The organism is Streptomyces sp. SID13726 (assembly GCF_010548375.1).
Taxonomy (GTDB): domain Bacteria; phylum Actinomycetota; class Actinomycetes; order Streptomycetales; family Streptomycetaceae; genus Streptomyces.
In genome coordinates this window covers 1-19,018 of sequence record NZ_JAAGLY010000042.1, presented here as the reverse complement: position 1 = coordinate 19,018, position 19,018 = coordinate 1, and the positions used below count along the sequence as shown (strand labels likewise).

Genomic DNA, 19,018 nt, shown 5'->3' with positions numbered 1-19,018 from the left:
TGCGTGAGCACCCCGGAATCCTGCGTGAACGTCTCATGAACTGCGCTCGGGCGTGCACGAATGGCGCCATTATGCTCCCGTGCGCTCCTGGACGGACACTCTCCGCTTCGCCTTCCAGCCGGTGGTCAATCTGGCCACCAGTGGCGTGGCCGGGCTGGAGATACTCGCCCGTCCGGAAGCCGGCGACATCCTGGCTGAGGCCCGTCGCGATCCCGAACTCGACGGCCGGCTCACGGTGTTGGCGCTGCGGGCGGCGGCCCGCAGGGAGACGCTGCTGCCGCTGCACATCAACGTCTTCGCGGGCACGCTCGCCGATCTCGGCGGACTCAGCCCGCTGCACCAGGCGGTGCGTGAGGCGGGGCGGATGCCGTGGGAGATCACCCTCGACGTGAGTCCTCCGTACACGCATGTGCCGCACCAGGCTCTGCTGGAGGCGGTGGCCGAGCTGCGGGCGCAGGGGTTCCGGATCAGCGCGGACGGCATCGGGGACGGCGACGTACCCCTGAGACTCCTTGTCGACATGTCGCCCGATCTCATGAAGCTCGACGCGTCGCTGCTGGCCCGGCCGCCCGCCGTACGGGCCATGCGGACGCTGTGCGACGAGATCGGGGCGCTTCTGTGCGTCGAGGCGGTGGAGACGGAACTCCAGTGCGCGGACGCGCTGTCGGCGGGTGCTCAGCTGGCGCAGGGCGCGCTGTTCGCGCCGCCGTCCCGGCTGCCCGCCGCGGAGGTGTACGTGCCGCCCCGCTCCCCCGGTGAGACGGCGCTGCCGCGGTCGGGGCCGTCGGTACGGGAGTTCGTGCGCCCCGCCGCGCTGCTGCCGGCCACCGCGTCGGCGGCCCGGGTCCGGGCGCTGCTGACCGGATCGCCTGACGTGTCCGGGGTGCTGCTCGTGGACCGGGAGGGGGTGCCGGTCCGCTCGGTGCACCGGTCGCGCTTCCTGCTGTCCATGTCGGGGCGCTACGGCCACGCCCTGTACGCCGACCGCCCGGCCGTCAAACTCGGTGACCCGCCGCGGACGGTGGGGATCGACGCCACCGCCTGGGAGGTCCTGGACGTGGTGGCCGTGGGAAGCCGGGACCGTACCTCCGACGACGTGGCCGTGGTCGACCGGTACGGCCGCTGCGTGGGCGTCGTACGGCTCGCGGATCTCGTACGGGCGCTCAGCGAGACCCGGGTGGAGGAGGCGGCCGGGCTCAACCCGCTGACTCGGCTGCCCGGTTCGGACGCGATCACGGGTGAGGTGGACCGGCGGATCGCGGCCGGGCGGACGTTCACGCTCAGCTGGCTGGACGTCGACCACTTCAAGCAGGTCAACGACGGGGCAGGGTTCGCCGCGGGCGACGAGCTGATCCGTTCGGTGGGGCGGGTGCTCCAGTACGCGGCGTCGGACGTCGCGCGCGTGGGGCACATCGGCGGGGACGACTTCCTGGTGCTGGCGGAACCGGAGGAACTGGCCCAGCTGGCCGCCACCGTGCTGGACGCGCCCTGGGCGGCGGGCGGTCGGCCCGTGACGCTGTCCCTGGCGACGGTGGTGTGCGTGCCGGGGAGCGTGGTGGACCACCGGGAGGCGGCCGCGTGTCTGGCACCCCTCAAGAAGGCCGCCAAGGCGCTCAGCGGGGCGAGTTGGGTCGTGGGCCGGGCGGGACTGCCGGGGCACGAGATCCGGCGCGGCAGGGAGGCGGGGGCGGCTTCGGCGGGGTACGCGGTGGCGGAGCCGGGGCGGGGCTGAGAGCGCGATCCGGTACAGCGCGGTTCAGCCGGACCCCGTTTTCCGGCCGGACCCCATCCCGACCAGCCCCTGTCCCGGCCCCATCCCGAGCAGACCCTGTCCCGGCCGGACCCCATCCCCACCAGACCCCATCCCGACCGCACCCCGTCCCGACCAGCCCCCGTCCCGGCCGGCTCCCGCTCACCGCCCGAGGGCGTCCGACGCGGTTCCGTCGTCCCGCCCCAACCGTTGCCGTCGGCGACCTTGACGCCCCCCGGGGCCCGGTGAACACTTCCGGTGTCAGTCGACATCGCCGTACATTCTCGGCGTATCCAGGCACCACGCCGCGCGGGCCCCCATGAGCGAAGGCCCATACCCCCACGGGCGATTCGGCTGCGACGGCACGCTCGTCGCGGACGCCGGGCGGGGCGCGGGACCTCCCTGCCCTCGGCGGTCCGCCAAGGGAACGCACCCTGCACGGAGGACCGGGGCCGAACGTCCCGGGCCAGGGCCTAGGAGCCGCCATGAGCAACGGAGACGTATTCCTCGGTGAGGTCATCGGTACGGCGATTCTGATCCTGTTCGGGACCGGCGTGGTCGCCGCCGTCCTTCTCAACTACTCCAAGGCGAAGGACGCCGGCTGGGTCGTCATCGCGTTCGGCTGGGGCTTCGGTGTGATGGCGGGGGCCTACACCGCCGCCCCGCTGTCCGGAGGGCATCTCAACCCCGCGGTGACCCTGGGGATCGCCGTCGACACGGGAGACTGGGACCAGGTCCCCCTCTACATCGCCGGGCAGATGGTCGGCGCCGTTCTCGGAGCGGTGCTGTGCTGGCTGGTCTACTACGCGCAGTTCCGGGCCAACGCCGACGACGAGATCGCCCAGCCCACGCTGGGGATCTTCTCCACCACGCCCGCGATCCGCAATCCGGTGGCGAACCTGATCACGGAGATCATCGCGACCGTCGGACTGGTCCTGCCGATCCTGGCCTTCGGACTCACCAAGGGACTCGGCGAGTCCGGGACCGCGGTCCTCGTCGTGTCGTTCCTGGTGGTCGGCATCGGTCTGTCGCTCGGCGGGCCCACCGGCTATGCCATCAACCCGGCCCGCGACCTGGGCCCCCGTATCGCGCACGCCCTGCTGCCGATCCCCAACAAGGGCACCTCGGACTGGGGTTACGCGTGGATCCCGGTGGTGGGACCGCTGATCGGCGGGGCGCTGTCCGGGCTGATCTTCAAGGCAGCCTTCTGAACCGCAGCCTCACGCAGGAACCGACGAAGGGGACGTCATGACGGACAAGTTCGTCGCCGCCATCGACCAGGGCACCACCTCCAGCCGCTGCATCATCTTCAACCAGGACGGCGCGATCGTGGCCGTCGACCAGCGCGAGCACCGCCAGATCTTCCCCAAGCCGGGCTGGGTGGAGCACGACGCCACCGAGATCTGGTCCAAGGTGCAGGCCGTGGTCGCCGGCGCGATCGCCAAGGCCGGGCTGCGCGCCGACCAGCTCAGCGCGCTCGGCATCACCAACCAGCGGGAGACGACGGTCCTTTGGGACCGCGCGACGGGCAAGCCCGTGCACAACGCGATCGTGTGGCAGGACACCCGCACCGCGGCCCTCACCAACCAACTGGGCGGCTCGGACGGCCAGGACCGCTTCCGCGAACAGACCGGACTGCCGCTGGCCACCTACTTCTCGGGGCCGAAGGCGGCCTGGCTGCTGGACAACGTGCCGGGACTGCGCGCGCGGGCCGAGAACGGCGAGATCGCCTTCGGCACGATCGACTCCTGGTTGATCTGGAACCTCACCGGCGGTACCGACGGCGGACGGCATGTCACCGACGTGACCAACGCCGGGCGCACCATGCTGATGAACCTGGAGTCCCTCCAGTGGGACCAGTCCATCCTGTCCGCGATGAACGTCCCGGACGCCGTACTGCCCGAGATCAGGTCCTCCGCCGAGGTCTACGGCACCGCGGTCGGCCAACTCGCGGGCGTGCCCGTGGCGTCCGCGCTGGGCGACCAGCAGGCCGCCGTGTTCGGACAGGCCTGCTACGACGTGGGCACGGCCAAGAACACGTACGGCACCGGCTCCTTCCTGCTGCTCAACACGGGCAACCGGCCGGTGCCATCGAAGAACGGGCTGCTGACGACGATGGGTTACAAGATCGGCACCGAGGCGCCGGTCTACTGCCTGGAGGGGTCCATAGCGATCACGGGCGCCCTCGTGCAGTGGTTCCGCGACCAACTCGGCATCATCCGGACCGCCGACGAGATCGAGCCCCTGGCGGCCAGCGTCGACGACAACGGAGGCGCGTACATCGTGCCCGCCTTCTCCGGTCTGTTCGCGCCCTATTGGCGCTCCGACGCGCGCGGGGTCGTCACGGGCCTCACTCGGTACGTCACCAAGGCACATCTCGCGCGCGCGGTGCTGGAGGCGACGAGCTGGCAGACGCGCGAGGTCGTGGACGCCATGTACCAGGACTCCGGGGTGCAGATCACGACCCTGAAGGTGGACGGCGGCATGACCAAGAACAATCTGCTCATGCAGCACCAGGCGGATGTCCTGGACGTTCCGGTGGTCCGGCCGAAGGTCTCCGAGACGACCTGCCTGGGCGCCGCCTACGCGGCCGGGCTCGCCACCGGGGTGTGGAACGACCTCGACGAGCTGAAGTCCCACTGGCAGAAGGACGTCGAGTGGACGCCGGACATGGAGGCGTCCGTCAGGGACCGCCAGTACCACAACTGGCGCAAGGCCGTGGAGAAGAGCTTCGCCTGGGAGGAGGACGGCGAGAACTAGGCACGCGCGCGTAGTGCCGCGAAAGAGGCGGGCACACGCGCGTGGTGCCGCTCGGGCCGCGGCCCGTACCCCTGTCGGCGGGGGTACGGGCCGCACCCGTGCCTCAGGTCGTGACGCTCTGGCGGCGCCGCGCCGAGTACGCCATCGCGTGCTGGACGACACCCACGAGGACGTTCTTGACGGACTGCTTGTCCCGGGCGTCGCAGAGCACGACCGGTACGTCGTCGTCGAGGTCCAGGGCCTGGCGTACGTCCTCCTCCGGGTAACGGATCGCTCCCTCGAAGCAGTTGACGCCGACGAGGAAGGGTATGGAGCGCCGCTCGAAGTAGTCGACGGCGGCGAAGCAGTCCTCCAGGCGGCGGGTGTCGGCGAGCACGACCGCGCCGAGCGCGCCCTCGGAGAGCTCGTCCCACATGAACCAGAACCGCTCCTGCCCGGGGGTGCCGAACAGGTAGAGCACCAGGTCCTCGCGCAGGGTGATGCGCCCGAAGTCCATGGCCACGGTGGTGGTGCGCTTGCCCTCCACACCGCTCGTGTCGTCGACCGGGCGGCCTGCCTCGGTGAGCAGTTCCTCGGTGCGCAGCGGCCTGATCTCGCTGACCGCGCCCACAAGCGTGGTCTTGCCCACGCCGAAGCCGCCGGCCACCAGGATCTTGAGCGTGACGGGCTCGACCGGGGGCTTGCCGCGCTCAGAACGCCCGAAGATCATTGGTCTCTTCTCCTGCTTGCCTGGGGTGGTGAGGCGACGGCGGGCCGTGGTCTCCGCCGCCGGGGGTCTCTGTGACGAGTGCGTCGCCGATGACGAGTACGTCGCGGGTGCCGACGTCCGCCCTGTCACGGCCGTCGAGCCGGGTGACCGAACCCTCCACGTCCTGCGCGCGGTCGGGGCCCGGCACAGCGGACTCGTCGGCGGGCCTGCCGTACGGGGGCACCCTACGGTGCGGGGACAGCGTGGAGACAGTCATGGGCTCGCGGAACTGTCGGGTTCTCGTCACGTCCGTCTCCCCGATCGCACTGCTCGGCACCGTGTCCGCGGGCCGGTGGCAGGCCGGCCGACCGCGGAGGGTTGTCGACGATCAGTCAGATCATATCGGCAGGGGGTGACTCGACGCGTGCGGTGGGCGAGCCGGACGGCGCCCTGCCCGGACGCCGTCCGTGAGCGCCGCGAAGCGCTGACGGAACGGCCGCCGGAGGGGCGGGACGGTCGGTCACAACGCCCTGAGGCCGTTGATCACGTCGCGCAGGATGCTCTCGTCGGGAAGCTCGGCCGGCGGCACCGGACGGTTCACATGAACCCACTCCGAATCGACGAGGTCGCCTATGAGGACCCGTACGACGCCTATGGGCAGGTCGAGTTCGGAGGACAGCTCGGCGACCGACTGCGGGGTGTCCCGGCACCGGTCGACGATGTCCACGTGCTCCGGGGACAGCGAGTGGTCCCCGTCGGGGTCGTCCGTGTGGGGTTCGGCCACGACGACCGCGATGAGGTCGAGACGGTGCTGGCCGACACTTGTGGTGCGGCCGCGCGTCATCGCGTACGGACGGACCACCGGTCCGGCCTCGTCGTCGAACCAGTGGCTTCTTCCCTGACCGTCTGTGCTCATGCCATCTCACTACCCGCCCTGAGGCAGATCGGTGCGCGGAGCGGCACCGAGATGCACACCGACCCGCTTGACCAGGAGCGTCATCTCGTACGCGACGAGGCCCACGTCCGAGTCGGCGTCCGAGAGGACGGCGAGGCAGCTGCCGTCCCCGGCGGCCGTCACGAACAGGAAGGCGTCGTCCAGCTCGACCACGGTCTGGCGGACGTTGCCGGCCTCGAAGTGCCGGCCCACGCCCTTGGCGAGGCTGTGGAACCCGGACGCCACGGCGGCCAGGTGCTCGCTGTCCTCGCGGGTCAGGTCCTGGGACACGCCGGTCGGGAGGCCGTCGCTGGAGAGCACGAGCGCCTTGCGGATGCTCGCGACGCGGTCCACCAGGTCGTCGAGGAGCCAGTTCAGCTCGCCGGACTTGTCGGTCGCCTTCGGTGCGGTCATCGACCGTCCCCCTTAGTCGTTCGTTGTGGTGCTGTGCCGCCTGACGTGTCGTCGCCCACGGCGTTCTCCTCGCGGCCACGCTGCCAGCCGCGCTGGAGCGAGGCCATCCGGCTGCGTACCTCGTCGGCGTCCCGTTCGGCGGGCTCAGCCTGGTTCTGGGGGCGCCGCTCGGGGCTCTGCTTCAGCTGCGGGGCCAGGTTGGCCTGCCGCACCCGGCGGGGCAGCGGCGCGGTGCCGGAAGCGGCGTCCCGCGGCCCACGCGCGGCACCCAGGGGCGGCCTGCCCGCGCCGGGCCCGTCGGTACCGCCGGAGCGGGAGCCGTCGGTACCACCGGAGCGGGAGCCGGTCGAGCCGCCCGCTCCGAGGGTGCCGAAGTCGGAGCCCGCCCTGCCGTAGGTGTCCGCCCCGACCCGTCCTGCGGCACCGAGAGCGGGGCCCGAGCCCAGACCCGGACCGGAACCCGAACCGGTCCCCAGGGCGTTCGAGTCGACCCTCCCGACACCGGAACCGCCGACTCCCCCGTCACGGTCCCCGTCCTCGGCACCCGTCCCCGGCCCGCTGGACGCGATCTCCGCGCGCCGGGTGCGCTTGGGCAGGGCGGGAGCGCCGGGCTCCGCGCCGAACTCCCGGGCCGAGGACGACGCCGACGACTCCGTCAGCTCGTCGAGGCGGTCCGCCACGCCGGTCCCCCGGCGCAGTGCCGCGGCGCGGCGGCGGCTCGGCAGGGTCGGCGGTTCCGAGCGGGGTCCGGGGCCGACCGCCGGGGCCGGGTGCGACCGCGACGGGCCGATCGCCGGTGGCTCGTCCGTCTCCTCGCGGCCCGTCCGCTCGTCGGTGACCGGGCGTCCGTGGGAGCTGACCAGCTTGGGGGCCCGTCGCACGGGCAGCTGGAGCGGTGCGTCCGGACCGACCTCGCCGAGTCCGGCCCCGTCGCCGCCCGGGCCCTCGTCATCGCCCTGCACGAGGGAGCGGCGCGAGCGGAACAGCCCACCGCGCTCGCTGTCCTCGGAGTCGAGCACGCCGGGGAAGTCGTTCAGGGCGTCCAGGTCGACCGGGGCCTCCAGCTCGACCGGCCCGTCCAGGATCGCCGGGGGCATGCCGGGAAGCGGGGCCGCGCCCTGGGCCGACAGCCGCTGGGCCTCCTCCAGTTCGGCCTCCTTCGACGGCCGGGGCCGGTCGAGGCGGAAGCCGATGCCGTTGGTGTCCGGGATGTCGTCGGTCAGCAGCGCGTCGGGGATGAACACCACGGCCGTCGTACCGCCGTACGGCGAAGGCTGGAGCGAGACCCGGACGTTCTGCCGCTGGGCGAGCCGGCTGACCACGAACAGGCCGAGCCGGTCGGTGTCGGACAGCTCGAACTCGGGGGTCTCGGCGAGCCGCAGGTTGGCGTCCAGCAGCGCGTCGGCGGCCATGCCGAGTCCGCGGTCGTGGATCTCCAGCGTGAAGCCGTTGGCGACGCGCTCGCCGAGGACCTGGACGGCGGTGTGCGGCGGCGAGAACACCGTGGCGTTCTCCAGGAGTTCGGCCACGAGGTGGGTGAGGTCGGCGACGGCCGGGCCGGTCACGGCGACCCGGGGCAGCCTGCGGACCTCGATGCGCTCGTAGTCCTCGACCTCGGCGACGGCGGCGCGTACGACGTCCATGAGCTGGACGGGTTTGCGCCACTGCCGGGAGGGGGCCGCGCCGGAGAGGATCACCAGGCCCTCGGCGTGCCGGCGCATACGGGTGGTGAGATGGTCGAGGCGGAACAGGTCGGCGAGTTCGTCGGTGTCCTCGGTGCGCCGCTCCATGGTGTCGAGCAGGGTGAGCTGCTTGTGGAGCAGGACCTGGCTGCGGCGGGCGAGGTTGACGAAGACCTCGGAGACACCGGCCCGCAACTCGGCCTGTTTCACGGCGGCTTCGACGGCCGCGCGCTGGAGGGTGTTGAGGGCCTGGCCGACCTCGCCCATCTCGTTCTTGTCGTACTCCAGGCGTGGGACCTCGGTCTCGACGTCGATCTGTTCACCGACGGAGAGGCGCCGCATCACGCTGGGCAGCCTTACTCCGGAGGCCTCGTGTGCCTCCAGGCGCAGCTGCCTCAGGTCGCGGATGAGGGTGCGGCCGACGCGCACGGAGAGCACGATCGAGAAGATCAGGGCGAGGAAGCCGAGGACACCGACGGCACCCGCCTTGATGATGACGCCCAGCGCGTCGGGGCGGACGCGGTCCTGGAGGCGGTCGCCCGCCTGGTCGTCGAGGGTGGCGAGTTCGTCGAGCACGCTGCCCGCGGCGGCGTCCCAGCTCTTGGCGCTGACGCTGCCGGCGGTGCCGGGCTCGGCGGAGGCGACGGACTGTTCGGCGGAGCGCAGCGGGGCGGTGCCGGCGTTCTTCCAGAACCGCTCGTAGCGCTCGCGCTCGGAGGGCGGCAGCACGCTCAGGCTGATGTCGTACATCAGGGTGCGCTGGGCGACGAGGTCGGAGACGTCCCGGATCTCGTCGCGGGTGAGCTTGCCCACCACGAGGGCGGAACCGAGCAGGGCGTCCTCGCGGGAGAGCAGTTCGCGGGCGCGGGTGATGTTGACCAGGGCCCGCGCCTGCTTGTCCAACTCCACGCTGTCGACGCCGTCGAGGGTGGCGAGCAGGGCGTAGGCCGGGTCGACGAGCCGGTTGTACAGGTCGAGGGCCTGGAGCCGGGAGACCGTGCCCTCGCCGACGCTGCGGCGCAGCGAGGCTAGGCCCGCGAACGCGTCCAGGGTGGCGGTGAGCCGCTCGTCGTCGTCCTCGTCCAGACCGTCGCGGACATCGGGATCCCGCGCGTGGTCACGGAACTTGGCGATGGCGTCGTCGGAGGCGTTCCGTGTGCTGCGCAGCGCGGACAGGGCGTCCGAGGCGCGCGGATCGGCCAGATAGACGAGAGTCTGACGGCGCTCCTGCTGAAGCACGCGTACGACGTCCTCGGTGGGGTAACCGATTTTCTCGACCACGGTGGACACCTGGAAGAGCCTGGCCACTTCACGTCCCGTGAGCACCGTGGCGAAGCCCCATACCGCACTGAGGGACACCAGCGGCACGAGAAGCAGCGCCACGATCTTCCGGCGGATCGACTTCCCGCGAAAGCGCATGGCCTCCCCCAGCTCGACCCCCGCCGGCCGGGGGTACATATGTACGTCAACAAACGGCGCGAGCCTACTACCGACGCACACGTAACTCGAAGCTCCATCCGGAACCTGAACTTCCGCACCGCCGACGAGACATGGGGAGTTGTCCGGCCATTGGGGGAGATTGCCTCCTGCGATCAGGCAACCGGCGGGCGACCGGAACCGATCGGCCGGGGCGGGCAGTTGGCTGGATTTTTTCGTTTCTTTGACATCGTGCGGGAATCTTGAAGAGGTCTTGTTCGTCCTTCTCTTCGGGAAATGGCGGTGGATTCGGCCACAGGAGCCGCATCTGCAACTGGGCGGCGTAAACCAGCGCAAGCCGGGCAGCCACCTGAGAGCCCGGTCCACGGACACCGGGACGAGGGGTCTGCCGGCGGTGGGGAGTGACACGGTGATGGGCACGGCGGAACGGCAGGAGGCGCCGGAGAGCGGCGTAGAGACGGTGCGTACGACGGCGTCGCGGCGCCCGCAGGCGCCGGTTCACGACATTCCGGCGAGGGCGGACGCGCCGGGCCGGCGCGGTGCGGTCCGGGAGGAGCCGTACCGGCCATTGTGGATCGAGGAGCCCGCGCGCAGGCGCAGGCTGCCGGATCCGGTGCGGACCTCCGCGGTGCGGGCGGTTCTGATCATCTCCGTGACGCTGATCCAGGCCATGGTGGCGTTCCTGTGCACCCTGGCCGGTTCCTGGCTGGCGTTCCCCATGGTGATCAGCGGTGTGGCCAGCACCGTGGTGGCCACCTGGGGCGCCTTGGACGTCTGGGTGACCCGCCAGGTGTGGAACCAGCGCCACGGCGTGGTGTCGACACCGAGCAGCACCGCCCGCGCCCTGCGACGCGAGCGGCGCAAGGCCCGCCGCCAGGCCCGCGCCACCGAGCGCGCCCAGGACCGGATACGGCGCCAGGGCGGCGGCACGGGGCAGTTGTCGCACTCATAGGCGCCGGAGCCGCCTGAGGGGTCCGAGGAGCCCAGGTCGTCAGAGGCACCTGAAGCCCACTGGCAGGCCCGGGTGAAGCCAGCCGGGCGGACGGCCACCACCGACGACCGCAACGGCCCCCATTAGGCCATTGAGGTGGCTCAAGGCCGCCCCTCACCGACCCGCCCCCGACCGGCCTACCGGCCGACCGGTCCCGGCTTCACGGCAAGCTCACGGACTCCACCCCGCCACGGCGTCGCGAACGCGCCGGAACGGTGATGTGCTGGTCCCCGACGCACACGTACGGGATCTGCCACGGGTCGGTCCTTCAGCAGCCGGGAGGCGGCCATGCCGGACCTGTTCATCGACGGCTCGTGGCGGGGCGCGGTCGACCGGCGGACCCGCGAGATCCGCTGCCCGGCCGACGGCTCCCTGGTCGGGGTCGTGGACGAGGCGGGCGGCAAGGACACGGTGGACGCCGTCTCCGCCGCCCGGCGCGCCTTCGACGAGGGCCCCTGGCCGAGAACGTCCCCCGGCGACCGCGGAGACCTCCTGCTGCGCGTCGCCGACCTCCTGCTCCGCGACAAGGACGCGCTCGCCCGCGCCGAGTCCCTGGACACCGGCAAGCGGCTCGTCGAGAGCGAGTACGACATCGACGACATAGCCAACTGCTTCCGCTACTTCGGGCGGCTGGTGGCGAGCGAGACCGGCCGGGTCGTCGACACCGGCACCGAGGGCGTGGACAGCCGTGTGGTGTACGAACCGGTCGGGGTCTGCGGGCTGATCACCCCGTGGAACTACCCGCTGCTCCAGACCGCGTGGAAGGTCGCCCCGGCCCTCGCGGCCGGCAACACCTTCGTGCTCAAGCCGAGCGAACTGACCCCGCACACCGCGATCCACCTGATGCGCCTCCTGGACGAAGCGGGGCTGCCCCCGGGCGTCGGCAACCTCGTCCTCGGCGCGGGCCCGGAAGCCGGCGCCCCGCTCGCCGACCACCCGGACGTGGACCTGGTCTCCTTCACGGGCGGCCTCCGGACCGGCCGGCACCTGATGGCGACGGCGGCGGCCACCGTGAAGAAGGTCGCGCTCGAACTCGGCGGCAAGAACCCCAACATCGTCTTCGCCGACGCCGACTTCGACACCGCCGTGGACATGGCGCTGACCGCCGTGTTCCTGCACTCCGGGCAGGTCTGCTCGGCAGGCGCCCGGCTCCTGGTCGAGGACTCCCTGCACGACCGCTTCGTGGCCGAGGTCGTCCGCCGTGCCGAGGAGATCCGGCTGGGCGGCCCGTTCGACGAGCGGGCCCAGACCGGACCGCTGATCTCGGCGGCGCACCGGGCCAAGGTGGAGGCGTACGTCGCCGCGGGCCTGGCGGCGGGGGCGGTGCTGCGCTGCGGCGGCGTACGTCCCACCGGGCCGGGCCTGGACGAGGGGTTCTACTACCCGCCGACCGTCCTGGACGAGTGCACGGCGGACATGTCCGTGATCCAGGAGGAGTCCTTCGGACCGGTGCTGACCGTCGAGCGGTTCACGAGCGAGGACGAGGCGGTGCGGCTGGCCAACGACACCATCTACGGCCTCGCCGGCGCCGTATGGACGACCGACGAGGCGAGGGCCGCGCGCGTGGCGTCCCGGCTGCGCATCGGCACCGTCTGGATCAACGACTACCACCCCTATGTGCCGCAGGCCGAGTGGGGCGGTTTCAAGCAGTCCGGCTTCGGGCGCGAACTCGGTCCCGCGGGACTGGCCGAGTACCGCGAGGCGAAGCACATCTGGCGCAACACCCGTCCCGCACCTCAGGGTTGGTTCGCCTGACCCTCCCTCCGGGCCCGGCACCCGCACGAGCCGCTTCCTCCCCTCCCGGCCCACCAGGAGCCCGCTCATGACGAAGACGGAGCAACCACAAGGACCGCAGAACGACGACGCCGAACTCGCCGAGTTCGGCTACCGGCCCGAACTCAAGCGCACCCTCGGCAACTTCCACACCTTCGCCGCGGGCATCAGCTACATCTCGATCCTGACCGGCACCTTCCAGCTGTTCTACTTCGGCTACGGCAGCGGCGGCCCCGCCTACTGGTGGTCGTGGCCGATGGTCTTCGTGGGCCAGTTCACGGTGGCCCTGTGCTTCGCCGAGCTGGCGGCCCGCTACCCGGTCGCGGGCTCGGTCTACAACTGGTCGAAGAAGATCGGCAATCCGCATCTGGGCTGGCTGGCCGGCTGGATGATGCTGATCGCGTCCGTGGTGTCCATCTCGGCCGTGTCGCTGGCCTATCAGCTGACGCTCCCGCAGATCTCGTCGGTCTTCCAGTTCGTGGGCGACGGCACCGGCAAGTACGACGTGGCGACCAACGCGGTCGTCCTGGCAGCGGTGTTGATCCTGTTCACCACGGTGGTGAACGCCTTCGGCGTCAAGCTGATGGCCACCATCAACACCGCGGGTGTGTTCATCGAGCTGATCGCCACCGTCGTACTGATCATCCTGTTCGCCGTCCACATCACGCGCGGCCCGCAGGTGGTCCTGGAGACCAACGGCACCGGGGCCGGGCACAGCACCGGGTACCTGGGCGCGTTCCTGGTGGCCTCGCTGGCGTCGGCGTACGTCATGTACGGCTTCGACACGGCCGCCTCGCTCGGCGAGGAGTCGCTGGACCCGACGCGGAACGCGCCGCGCGCGATCATCCGGGCCATCGTGGCCTCGTTCGTCCTCGGCGGTCTGATCCTGCTGCTCGCGCTGATGAGCGTCTCCAGCCTGAAGGGCGACAAACTGTCCACGGACGGACTCCAGTACGTCGTCCTGGACGTCCTGGGACCGACGGCCGGCAAGGCGATGCTGTGGTGCGTGCTGATCGCGGTCACCGTCTGTGCCCTGGCGGTGCACACGGCGGCGATCCGGCTGGCGTTCGCGATGGCCCGGGACAACAATCTGCCCGCGTCCTCGCGGCTCGCCAAGTGCCATCCGCGGTTCCAGACGCCGATCCTGCCGACCGTGATCATCGGGATCCTGGCGCTGTCGATCCTGCTGGTCAACATCCGCCAGCCGCAGATCTTCACGGTCGTGACCAGCATCGGCATCATCATGATCTACCTCGCCTATCTCGGCGTGACGGTCCCGATGCTGGTGGCCCGGGTGCGCGGCAGGTGGCAGCCGGCCGGTGACGGCAGGTTCTCGCTCGGCCGCTGGGGTCTGCCCGTCAACGTCGTCGCCGTGCTGTGGGGCGCGGCGATGACCACCAACCTGATCTGGCCGCGGGCCGCCGTCTACAACGCGGCCGCCCCGTTCCACTGGTATCTGCGCTGGGGCGCGGTCCTGTTCGTCGGGATCATCGCGGGCGGCGGCTTCGCCTACTACTGGTTCGTGCAACGGCACCGGACCGGTGTGCTCGCCGAGCACCAGAGCGAGGGGGCCGTCCCGCCGGCGGCTCCCTTCACCACTCCCGCGTCCGACTGAGACGCGGCCACGCGACCGGCCGTGGGCCGGGCCGCCGCAAGGAGGTCAGCTCTCATGAACGCCGATGAGTTCGACTATGTCGTGGTCGGCGGCGGTACCGCCGGCAACGTGGTGGCGGCCCGCCTCTCCGAGGACCCCTCGGTCACCGTGTGCGTCCTGGAGGCGGGCCCGAGCGACGTCGGCGACGACGACGTCCTCAGGCTCGACCGCTGGATGGGCCTGCTGGAGTCCGGCTACGACTGGGACTACCCGGTCGAGCCGCAGACGGTGGGCAACAGCTTCATGCGGCACGCCCGCGCGAAGATCCTGGGCGGCTGCTCCTCGCACAACTCCTGCATCGCCTTCTGGGCCCCGGCGGAGGACCTCGACGACTGGGCCGCGGCGGGCTGCGCGGGCTGGAGCGCCGCCGACCTCTTCCCGCTCTACCGGCGCCTGGAGAACAACGACGCCCCCGGCGACCACCACGGCCGCACCGGCCCCGTGAAGCTGCGCACCCTCAAGAGCGAGGACCCGTGCGGCACGGCCCTCCTGGAGGCGTGCGCGCAGGAGGGCATCCCCACGGTGGCCTTCAACACCGGCCGGACGGTGATCCGGGGCGCGAGCTGGTTCCAGATCAACTCCGACGAGAACAACATCCGCCAGTCCTCCTCGGTGGCCTACCTCCACCCCGTCCTGGGCAAGCGGCCCAACCTGGACGTCCGCACCGGCGTCCGCGCCAGGAAGCTGGTGCTGGACGGACGGCGCTGCGTGGGCGCGGAGTACCTGGACCCCGACCTGATCCACACCCGCACGGTACGGGCCCGGCGCGAGGTGATCGTGTCCTGCGGGTCCATCGACACCCCGAAGCTGCTGATGCTGTCCGGGATCGGCCCGGCGGGACATCTGCGCGAGGTCGGCGTGGAGGTCGTGGTGGACTCGGCGGGCGTCGGCGAGAACCTCCAGGACCACCCCGAGGGGGTGATCATGTGGGAGGCGAGACAGCCCATGCCCACCACGTCCAGCCAGTGGTGGGAGGCGGGCATCTTCTACGACACCGAGGAGGGCCTGGACCGGCCCGACCTGATGTTCCACTACGGCTCGGTGCCGTTCGACATGAACACCGCCCGGTACGGCTACCCCACCTCCGAGAACGCCTTCTGCCTGACGCCGAACGTGACCCGCGCCAGGTCACGGGGCACGGTACGGCTGCGCACCCGCGACTACCGCGACAAGCCGAGGGTCGACCCCCGGTACTTCACCCACGAGCACGACGTGCGGGTCATGACGTACGGCCTGAAGCTGGCCCGCCGGATCGCCGCGCGGCCCGCGTTGAGCGGCTGGGCGGGCGCGGAGCTGGCCCCCGGCCCCGACGTCCGGTCGGACGAGGAGCTGCTGGACTACATCCGCAGGACCCACAACACGGTCTACCACCCGTCCTGCACGGTGAAGATGGGAGCGGACGACGACCCCTCGGCCCCGCTCGACGCGCGGTTGCGGGTCAAGGGGGTCGAGGGGCTCAGGGTCGCCGACGGATCGGTCATGCCGGACCTGGTGACCGTGAACCCGTGCATCACGACGATGATGATCGGCGAGAGGTGCGCCGATCTCCTCAAGGAGGATCACCGGTAGGCGGGTCGCCGAAGGCAAGTCCGCGGCACTGGAGACAGGTCTCTGAGGGCCGATCAACTCCCCGTCGGCGCGGGCCGCTTGAACATCCGGGTCGCCGTGATCTCGCTGCGCACCGCCTCGCCCTCACCGGCCGGGGCCTGCTGGGGCAGTCCGGGCCGCAGATGCTCCTCCACGCTGATGTACTTGAGCCCGGCCCGCAGGTCGGCGTCGTTGCGCAACCGGATGACCAGCGGGAACTCCGCCAGCGCGGTGGTGTCGAACAGGCCGGTCGTGTACAGGAGCTGGACGCCGAGCGCGTCGGACACGGCCCGCTGGAGCTCCAGCAGATAGGTCGCGTTGGCCCGCCCGATGGGGTTGTCGAGGAACAGGGTGCCCGCGTGCCGGTGCTTGTCGCGGCCCCGGTCGTTGGAGCGCAGGGCCGCCATCGTGCAGTACAGGGCGATGGCCGCGGTGAGCAGCTGCCCGCCCGAGAACACGTCGCCCATCTGCCCGACCGGCACCCGCTCGGCCCGCAGCACCGCGTCCGGCTTCAGGATCTCGACGGCCACACCCTTGGGCTGGAGGGCGGCGGCAACTCCCCTCAGCAGCAGGGACATTCCGTCGCGCCGCAGGTCGGAGTTCTTCTTCACGGCCGCGCGGGTCGCCTCGTCGACGACCTCCCCGAGCCGCTCGGTCAGGGTCGCCTGGTCGGGCTCCTCGAAGCGGATGCGCAGGAACTCCTGCCCCGACCACTCGCCGAGCCCCTCGGGCAGCCGGGACAGCCGCTGGGCGGACCTGAGCGTGGCCAGCGCCGACTCGACGAGCCCGCGCAGCCGGTCCACGATCGAGTCCCGGTTGCGCTCCAGCTGCGCCAACTCGTCGGTCAGGACCCGCAGTCGGGGCGCGAAGGCGTCCGCCCACTTCTGCGCGTGCTCGGGCAGCGCGGACGCCGGCAGCTCCCGGATCTGCTGCCGGGCGGGTGTGCGGACCTGTTCGTAGCGGGTGGCGTTGGCGTGCCGCACGAGCACGTCGCTCGCCTCGCGCACCGCGGACTCGGCGGCGGACAGGTCGGCGGCGCAGCCGCGCAGCGACCTGCGCGCCTCGGCGGCGGCCTGCCGGGCCTCCTCCGGGCTGCCCGGGTACGCCTCCTGCTCCTCCTGCTCCTCGTCCGAGACATGCTCGCGCAGCAGGTCGCGGAGCATCGCGGCGATCTCGTCGAAGCCGCCCGCCGCGTCCTCGGCGGCCCGGTGGGAGTCGAGCAGCTCCGTGTGCGCCTCCCGGGCCTGGGTCAACGCCTCGGTGCGGGACGCGAGTTCGGCGGTCGCCGTGCGCAGCAGCGCCTGCGCGTGCTCGGCGTCGCGGGGCTCCAGCTCCTCCGACAGGGCGGTGTGCGCCTCGCCGTCCTCGGGCGCGTGCCGCTCGGCCTCGCCGCGCAGCCGGCCCAGCTGCTCGCTGGCGGTCGACATCCGCGTCTCCAGGAGCTGCACCAGCTCCTCCGCGCGGGCGGCGGCGGCCTGCCGGGATGGTCCGTCGGAGCCGTCGGGCGACTGGAGGAGCTGCTCCGCGCGCGTGCGGACCTTGTTGCTCAGCCGGTCCAGCTCGGTCAGGGCACCGCTCTCGTCGCTCTCCGCCCGCGCCTGCTCGGCCCGCAGGTCGGCGCCGACGCCGACCTTCTCGTACACCTGGGACGCGGCCCGGTACGCCTCGCGCAGGGCGGGCAGGGACGACTTCGGAGTGTCCGAGTCGTCCTCCGGTACGTCGTCGGGGGCGCCGGCGATCTCGGCGCGCTCGGCACGCAGCGCACGCGCGGTGCGGCGGGCGTCGTCGGCGGCACGCTGGGCGCCGCGGCGGTCCTCGTCGGCGGCGCGGGCGCGCTCCAGGCAGCTCTGGGCCCGGGCTTCCGACTCGGTGGCCTCGTCGGCGAGTTCGCGCACCTTGACCTGCCAGCCGGCCCGCTCGCGCAGCCGGAAGGCGAGCCCGGCGAGGGCGTCGGCGGCGCGCCGTGCCTTCTGGGCGGCCTCCTGCCGCTCGTCCCGCAGCTGCGTGGCCTCGGCGGCGGTCTCGTCGGCCTCGGCCCGCACGGTCCGCGCCTCGGCCAGCTCGGCCTCCGACTCCTCGGCGAACGCCCGCGTGTCCCGGGCTGCCTCCGCCAGCTCGACGAGCCGCCCTGAGGGGCAGCCGGTGCGCCAGGAGGCGAGCCGGGCGGACAGCTCCCGGTCCTTGCCGAGCCGGGCGGCGAGCGAACGGATCTCCTCGTCGCGCTCCGTGGCCCGCGCGCGCAGCGTCTGCCGCTCCTCGTCGGCGGCGTGCTCGTCGTGCATGGCCGGGTTCGGCGGTACGAGGAAGACGTCACCGCCCGCCGCGTCGGGTGCCGGAGTCGGCGCCAGCAGCGCGGCGGCCGTACCGACGGCGACGGCCGAACGCGGAAGCAGCGCCGCGTCGTTGAGGGCCTCGCGGGCACGCGCGTGGGTGTCGGGGTCGGTGATGATGACGCCGTCGACCAGCTCGGGCCGGGCGGCGAGCACGCGCGCGTGGTCGGCGGGGTCGACGGCCTGTGCGAGATAGCGCCAGCCGGGCAGCGCGGGGATGCTCTGTTCGCCGAGGAACTCCACGGTGGCCAGCACGTCCGGGCCCGGCGGCAGCAGCCCGCCGTCTCCCAGGGCGCCGAGGATGCGGGAGTCGTCGGCGGCGGCCGTACGCAGTTCGAAGAGCTGGCGTTCGGCGGCGGACACGGTGTCGTCGAGCAGTTCGCGCAGTTCGTCGGCGAAGCGGTCGAGGTCCTCGGGGGTGAGGGCGCCTTCCGCTGTGGTGTCACTCGCGGCGGAGTCGTGCCGTGGCTTCGGGACGCCCTGGCGGGTGCCGGTCAGGCTCAGCAGTTCGGCGAGCCGCTCCTCCCCCGCCAGCCCCTCGGCGAGCCTGCGCTCGGCCTCGTAGGACCGCGCGGCCGCCGTGGCCGCGTCCTCCGCGCGGGCGGCCGTCAGTTCGGCGCGCGACTCGACGGAGGCCGCCTCGCGCGCGTGTTCCGTGGCCCGGTGCGAGGCCTCACGGGCGGTGTCCCAGGCGGCGACCGCCGTCTTCTCGGCGTCGCTCGCGGCGAGGGCGGCGCGGGCGGGGTCGGCGTCGGGCGCGCTGTCGTCGAGCCAGCCCGCGCGGACCGCCTCGGCGGTCTCCTGCTCGACCTCGTTGAGCCGCTGGCGCAGGTGACCGACCTCGCTGCGGGCACGCTGCGCCTCGGTGGCGGCCGAGGTGGAGTCCCGGTGGGCGGACTCCCCGACCTCCTGGAGGGCGGCGGACCGCTCCTCCTCCTCGTTGGCCAGGGTCTCGGCGCTCCCGGCGGCCGCGTGCAGCGCCGAGACCCAGGCCAACGAGGAGGAGGAGCGGTCCGCC

Annotated in this window: 13 protein-coding genes; 7 read left to right on the top strand and 6 right to left on the bottom strand. The window is 72.1% G+C overall.

Features of this window, described 5'->3' with window-relative positions; all coding sequences use genetic code 11:
• Positions 1 to 79: 79 nt before the first annotated feature.
• The 3 genes from G3I78_RS45450 (at position 80) to glpK (ending at position 4,510) form a co-directional block, all read left to right on the top strand.
• Positions 80 to 1,732, top strand: a complete 1,653-nt coding sequence (locus tag G3I78_RS45450) for a GGDEF domain-containing protein (RefSeq protein WP_164436171.1) — start codon at positions 80 to 82, stop codon at positions 1,730 to 1,732.
• A 503-nt stretch (positions 1,733 to 2,235) separates the two neighbouring features.
• The gene (locus G3I78_RS45445) at positions 2,236 to 2,961 is read left to right on the top strand and encodes an MIP/aquaporin family protein (RefSeq protein WP_164436169.1); all 726 of its coding nucleotides are present in this window, start codon (positions 2,236 to 2,238) and stop codon (positions 2,959 to 2,961) included.
• Between the two features lie 37 nt (positions 2,962 to 2,998).
• Positions 2,999 to 4,510: a glycerol kinase GlpK gene (glpK, locus tag G3I78_RS45440; RefSeq protein ID WP_164436167.1), complete on the top strand. Its 1,512-nt coding sequence runs from the start codon at positions 2,999 to 3,001 to the stop codon at positions 4,508 to 4,510.
• Between the two features lie 103 nt (positions 4,511 to 4,613).
• Here the strand turns inward: glpK and G3I78_RS45435 are convergent, their stop codons facing one another.
• From G3I78_RS45435 to G3I78_RS45415, 5 genes are all read right to left on the bottom strand, one after another.
• Positions 4,614 to 5,219 carry an ATP/GTP-binding protein gene (locus G3I78_RS45435; RefSeq protein ID WP_164436165.1) on the bottom strand — a complete coding sequence of 202 codons (606 nt, stop codon included), beginning with the start codon at positions 5,217 to 5,219 and terminating at the stop codon, positions 4,614 to 4,616.
• The gene (locus tag G3I78_RS45430) at positions 5,200 to 5,505 is read right to left on the bottom strand and encodes a hydantoinase B/oxoprolinase family protein (protein ID WP_164436163.1); all 306 of its coding nucleotides are present in this window, start codon (positions 5,503 to 5,505) and stop codon (positions 5,200 to 5,202) included. Before G3I78_RS45430 ends, G3I78_RS45435 begins: the two co-directional genes overlap by 20 nt.
• A 213-nt stretch (positions 5,506 to 5,718) precedes the next feature.
• Positions 5,719 to 6,114, bottom strand: a complete 396-nt coding sequence (locus G3I78_RS45425; protein WP_164436162.1) for a DUF742 domain-containing protein — start codon at positions 6,112 to 6,114, stop codon at positions 5,719 to 5,721.
• Between the two features lie 9 nt (positions 6,115 to 6,123).
• Positions 6,124 to 6,546: a roadblock/LC7 domain-containing protein gene (locus G3I78_RS45420; protein ID WP_030321671.1), complete on the bottom strand. Its 423-nt coding sequence runs from the start codon at positions 6,544 to 6,546 to the stop codon at positions 6,124 to 6,126.
• On the bottom strand, positions 6,543 to 9,647 hold the full coding sequence (locus G3I78_RS45415; RefSeq protein WP_164436160.1) for a nitrate- and nitrite sensing domain-containing protein: 3,105 nt from the start codon (positions 9,645 to 9,647) through the stop codon (positions 6,543 to 6,545). The genes G3I78_RS45420 and G3I78_RS45415 overlap by 4 nt, the downstream gene beginning before the upstream one ends.
• Positions 9,648 to 10,077: 430 nt before the next feature.
• On the opposite strand from G3I78_RS45415, the gene G3I78_RS45410 reads away from it, so the two are divergent.
• The 4 genes from G3I78_RS45410 (at position 10,078) to G3I78_RS45395 (ending at position 15,652) form a co-directional block, all read left to right on the top strand.
• Positions 10,078 to 10,617 (top strand): hypothetical protein, encoded by a 540-nt coding sequence (locus G3I78_RS45410; RefSeq protein WP_164436184.1) that lies wholly within the window; start codon positions 10,078 to 10,080, stop codon positions 10,615 to 10,617.
• Positions 10,618 to 10,944: 327 nt separating this feature from the next.
• Positions 10,945 to 12,411, top strand: coding sequence for an aldehyde dehydrogenase family protein (locus tag G3I78_RS45405; RefSeq protein WP_164436157.1), 1,467 nt, complete (start codon positions 10,945 to 10,947; stop codon positions 12,409 to 12,411).
• A gap of 67 nt (positions 12,412 to 12,478) precedes the next feature.
• On the top strand, positions 12,479 to 14,044 hold the full coding sequence (locus G3I78_RS45400) for an amino acid permease (RefSeq protein WP_164436155.1): 1,566 nt from the start codon (positions 12,479 to 12,481) through the stop codon (positions 14,042 to 14,044).
• A 54-nt stretch (positions 14,045 to 14,098) separates the two neighbouring features.
• Positions 14,099 to 15,652, top strand: coding sequence for a GMC oxidoreductase (locus G3I78_RS45395; RefSeq protein WP_164436152.1), 1,554 nt, complete (start codon positions 14,099 to 14,101; stop codon positions 15,650 to 15,652).
• A gap of 53 nt (positions 15,653 to 15,705) precedes the next feature.
• Here the strand turns inward: G3I78_RS45395 and G3I78_RS45390 are convergent.
• Positions 15,706 to 19,018, bottom strand: a 3,313-nt coding sequence (locus G3I78_RS45390) for a hypothetical protein (RefSeq protein ID WP_164436149.1), incomplete at its 5' end; no start/stop codon positions are given.

Coding starts and splice junctions, on each gene's coding strand:
- G3I78_RS45395 (WP_164436152.1), top strand. CDS start 14,099: ATGAACGCCGATGAGTTCGACTATGTCGTGGTCGGCGGCGGTACCGCC.
- G3I78_RS45425 (WP_164436162.1), bottom strand. CDS start 6,114: ATGAGCACAGACGGTCAGGGAAGAAGCCACTGGTTCGACGACGAGGCC.
- glpK (WP_164436167.1), top strand. CDS start 2,999: ATGACGGACAAGTTCGTCGCCGCCATCGACCAGGGCACCACCTCCAGC.
- G3I78_RS45445 (WP_164436169.1), top strand. CDS start 2,236: ATGAGCAACGGAGACGTATTCCTCGGTGAGGTCATCGGTACGGCGATT.
- G3I78_RS45410 (WP_164436184.1), top strand. CDS start 10,078: ATGGGCACGGCGGAACGGCAGGAGGCGCCGGAGAGCGGCGTAGAGACG.
- G3I78_RS45420 (WP_030321671.1), bottom strand. CDS start 6,546: ATGACCGCACCGAAGGCGACCGACAAGTCCGGCGAGCTGAACTGGCTC.
- G3I78_RS45435 (WP_164436165.1), bottom strand. CDS start 5,219: ATGATCTTCGGGCGTTCTGAGCGCGGCAAGCCCCCGGTCGAGCCCGTC.
- G3I78_RS45415 (WP_164436160.1), bottom strand. CDS start 9,647: ATGCGCTTTCGCGGGAAGTCGATCCGCCGGAAGATCGTGGCGCTGCTT.
- G3I78_RS45405 (WP_164436157.1), top strand. CDS start 10,945: ATGCCGGACCTGTTCATCGACGGCTCGTGGCGGGGCGCGGTCGACCGG.
- G3I78_RS45400 (WP_164436155.1), top strand. CDS start 12,479: ATGACGAAGACGGAGCAACCACAAGGACCGCAGAACGACGACGCCGAA.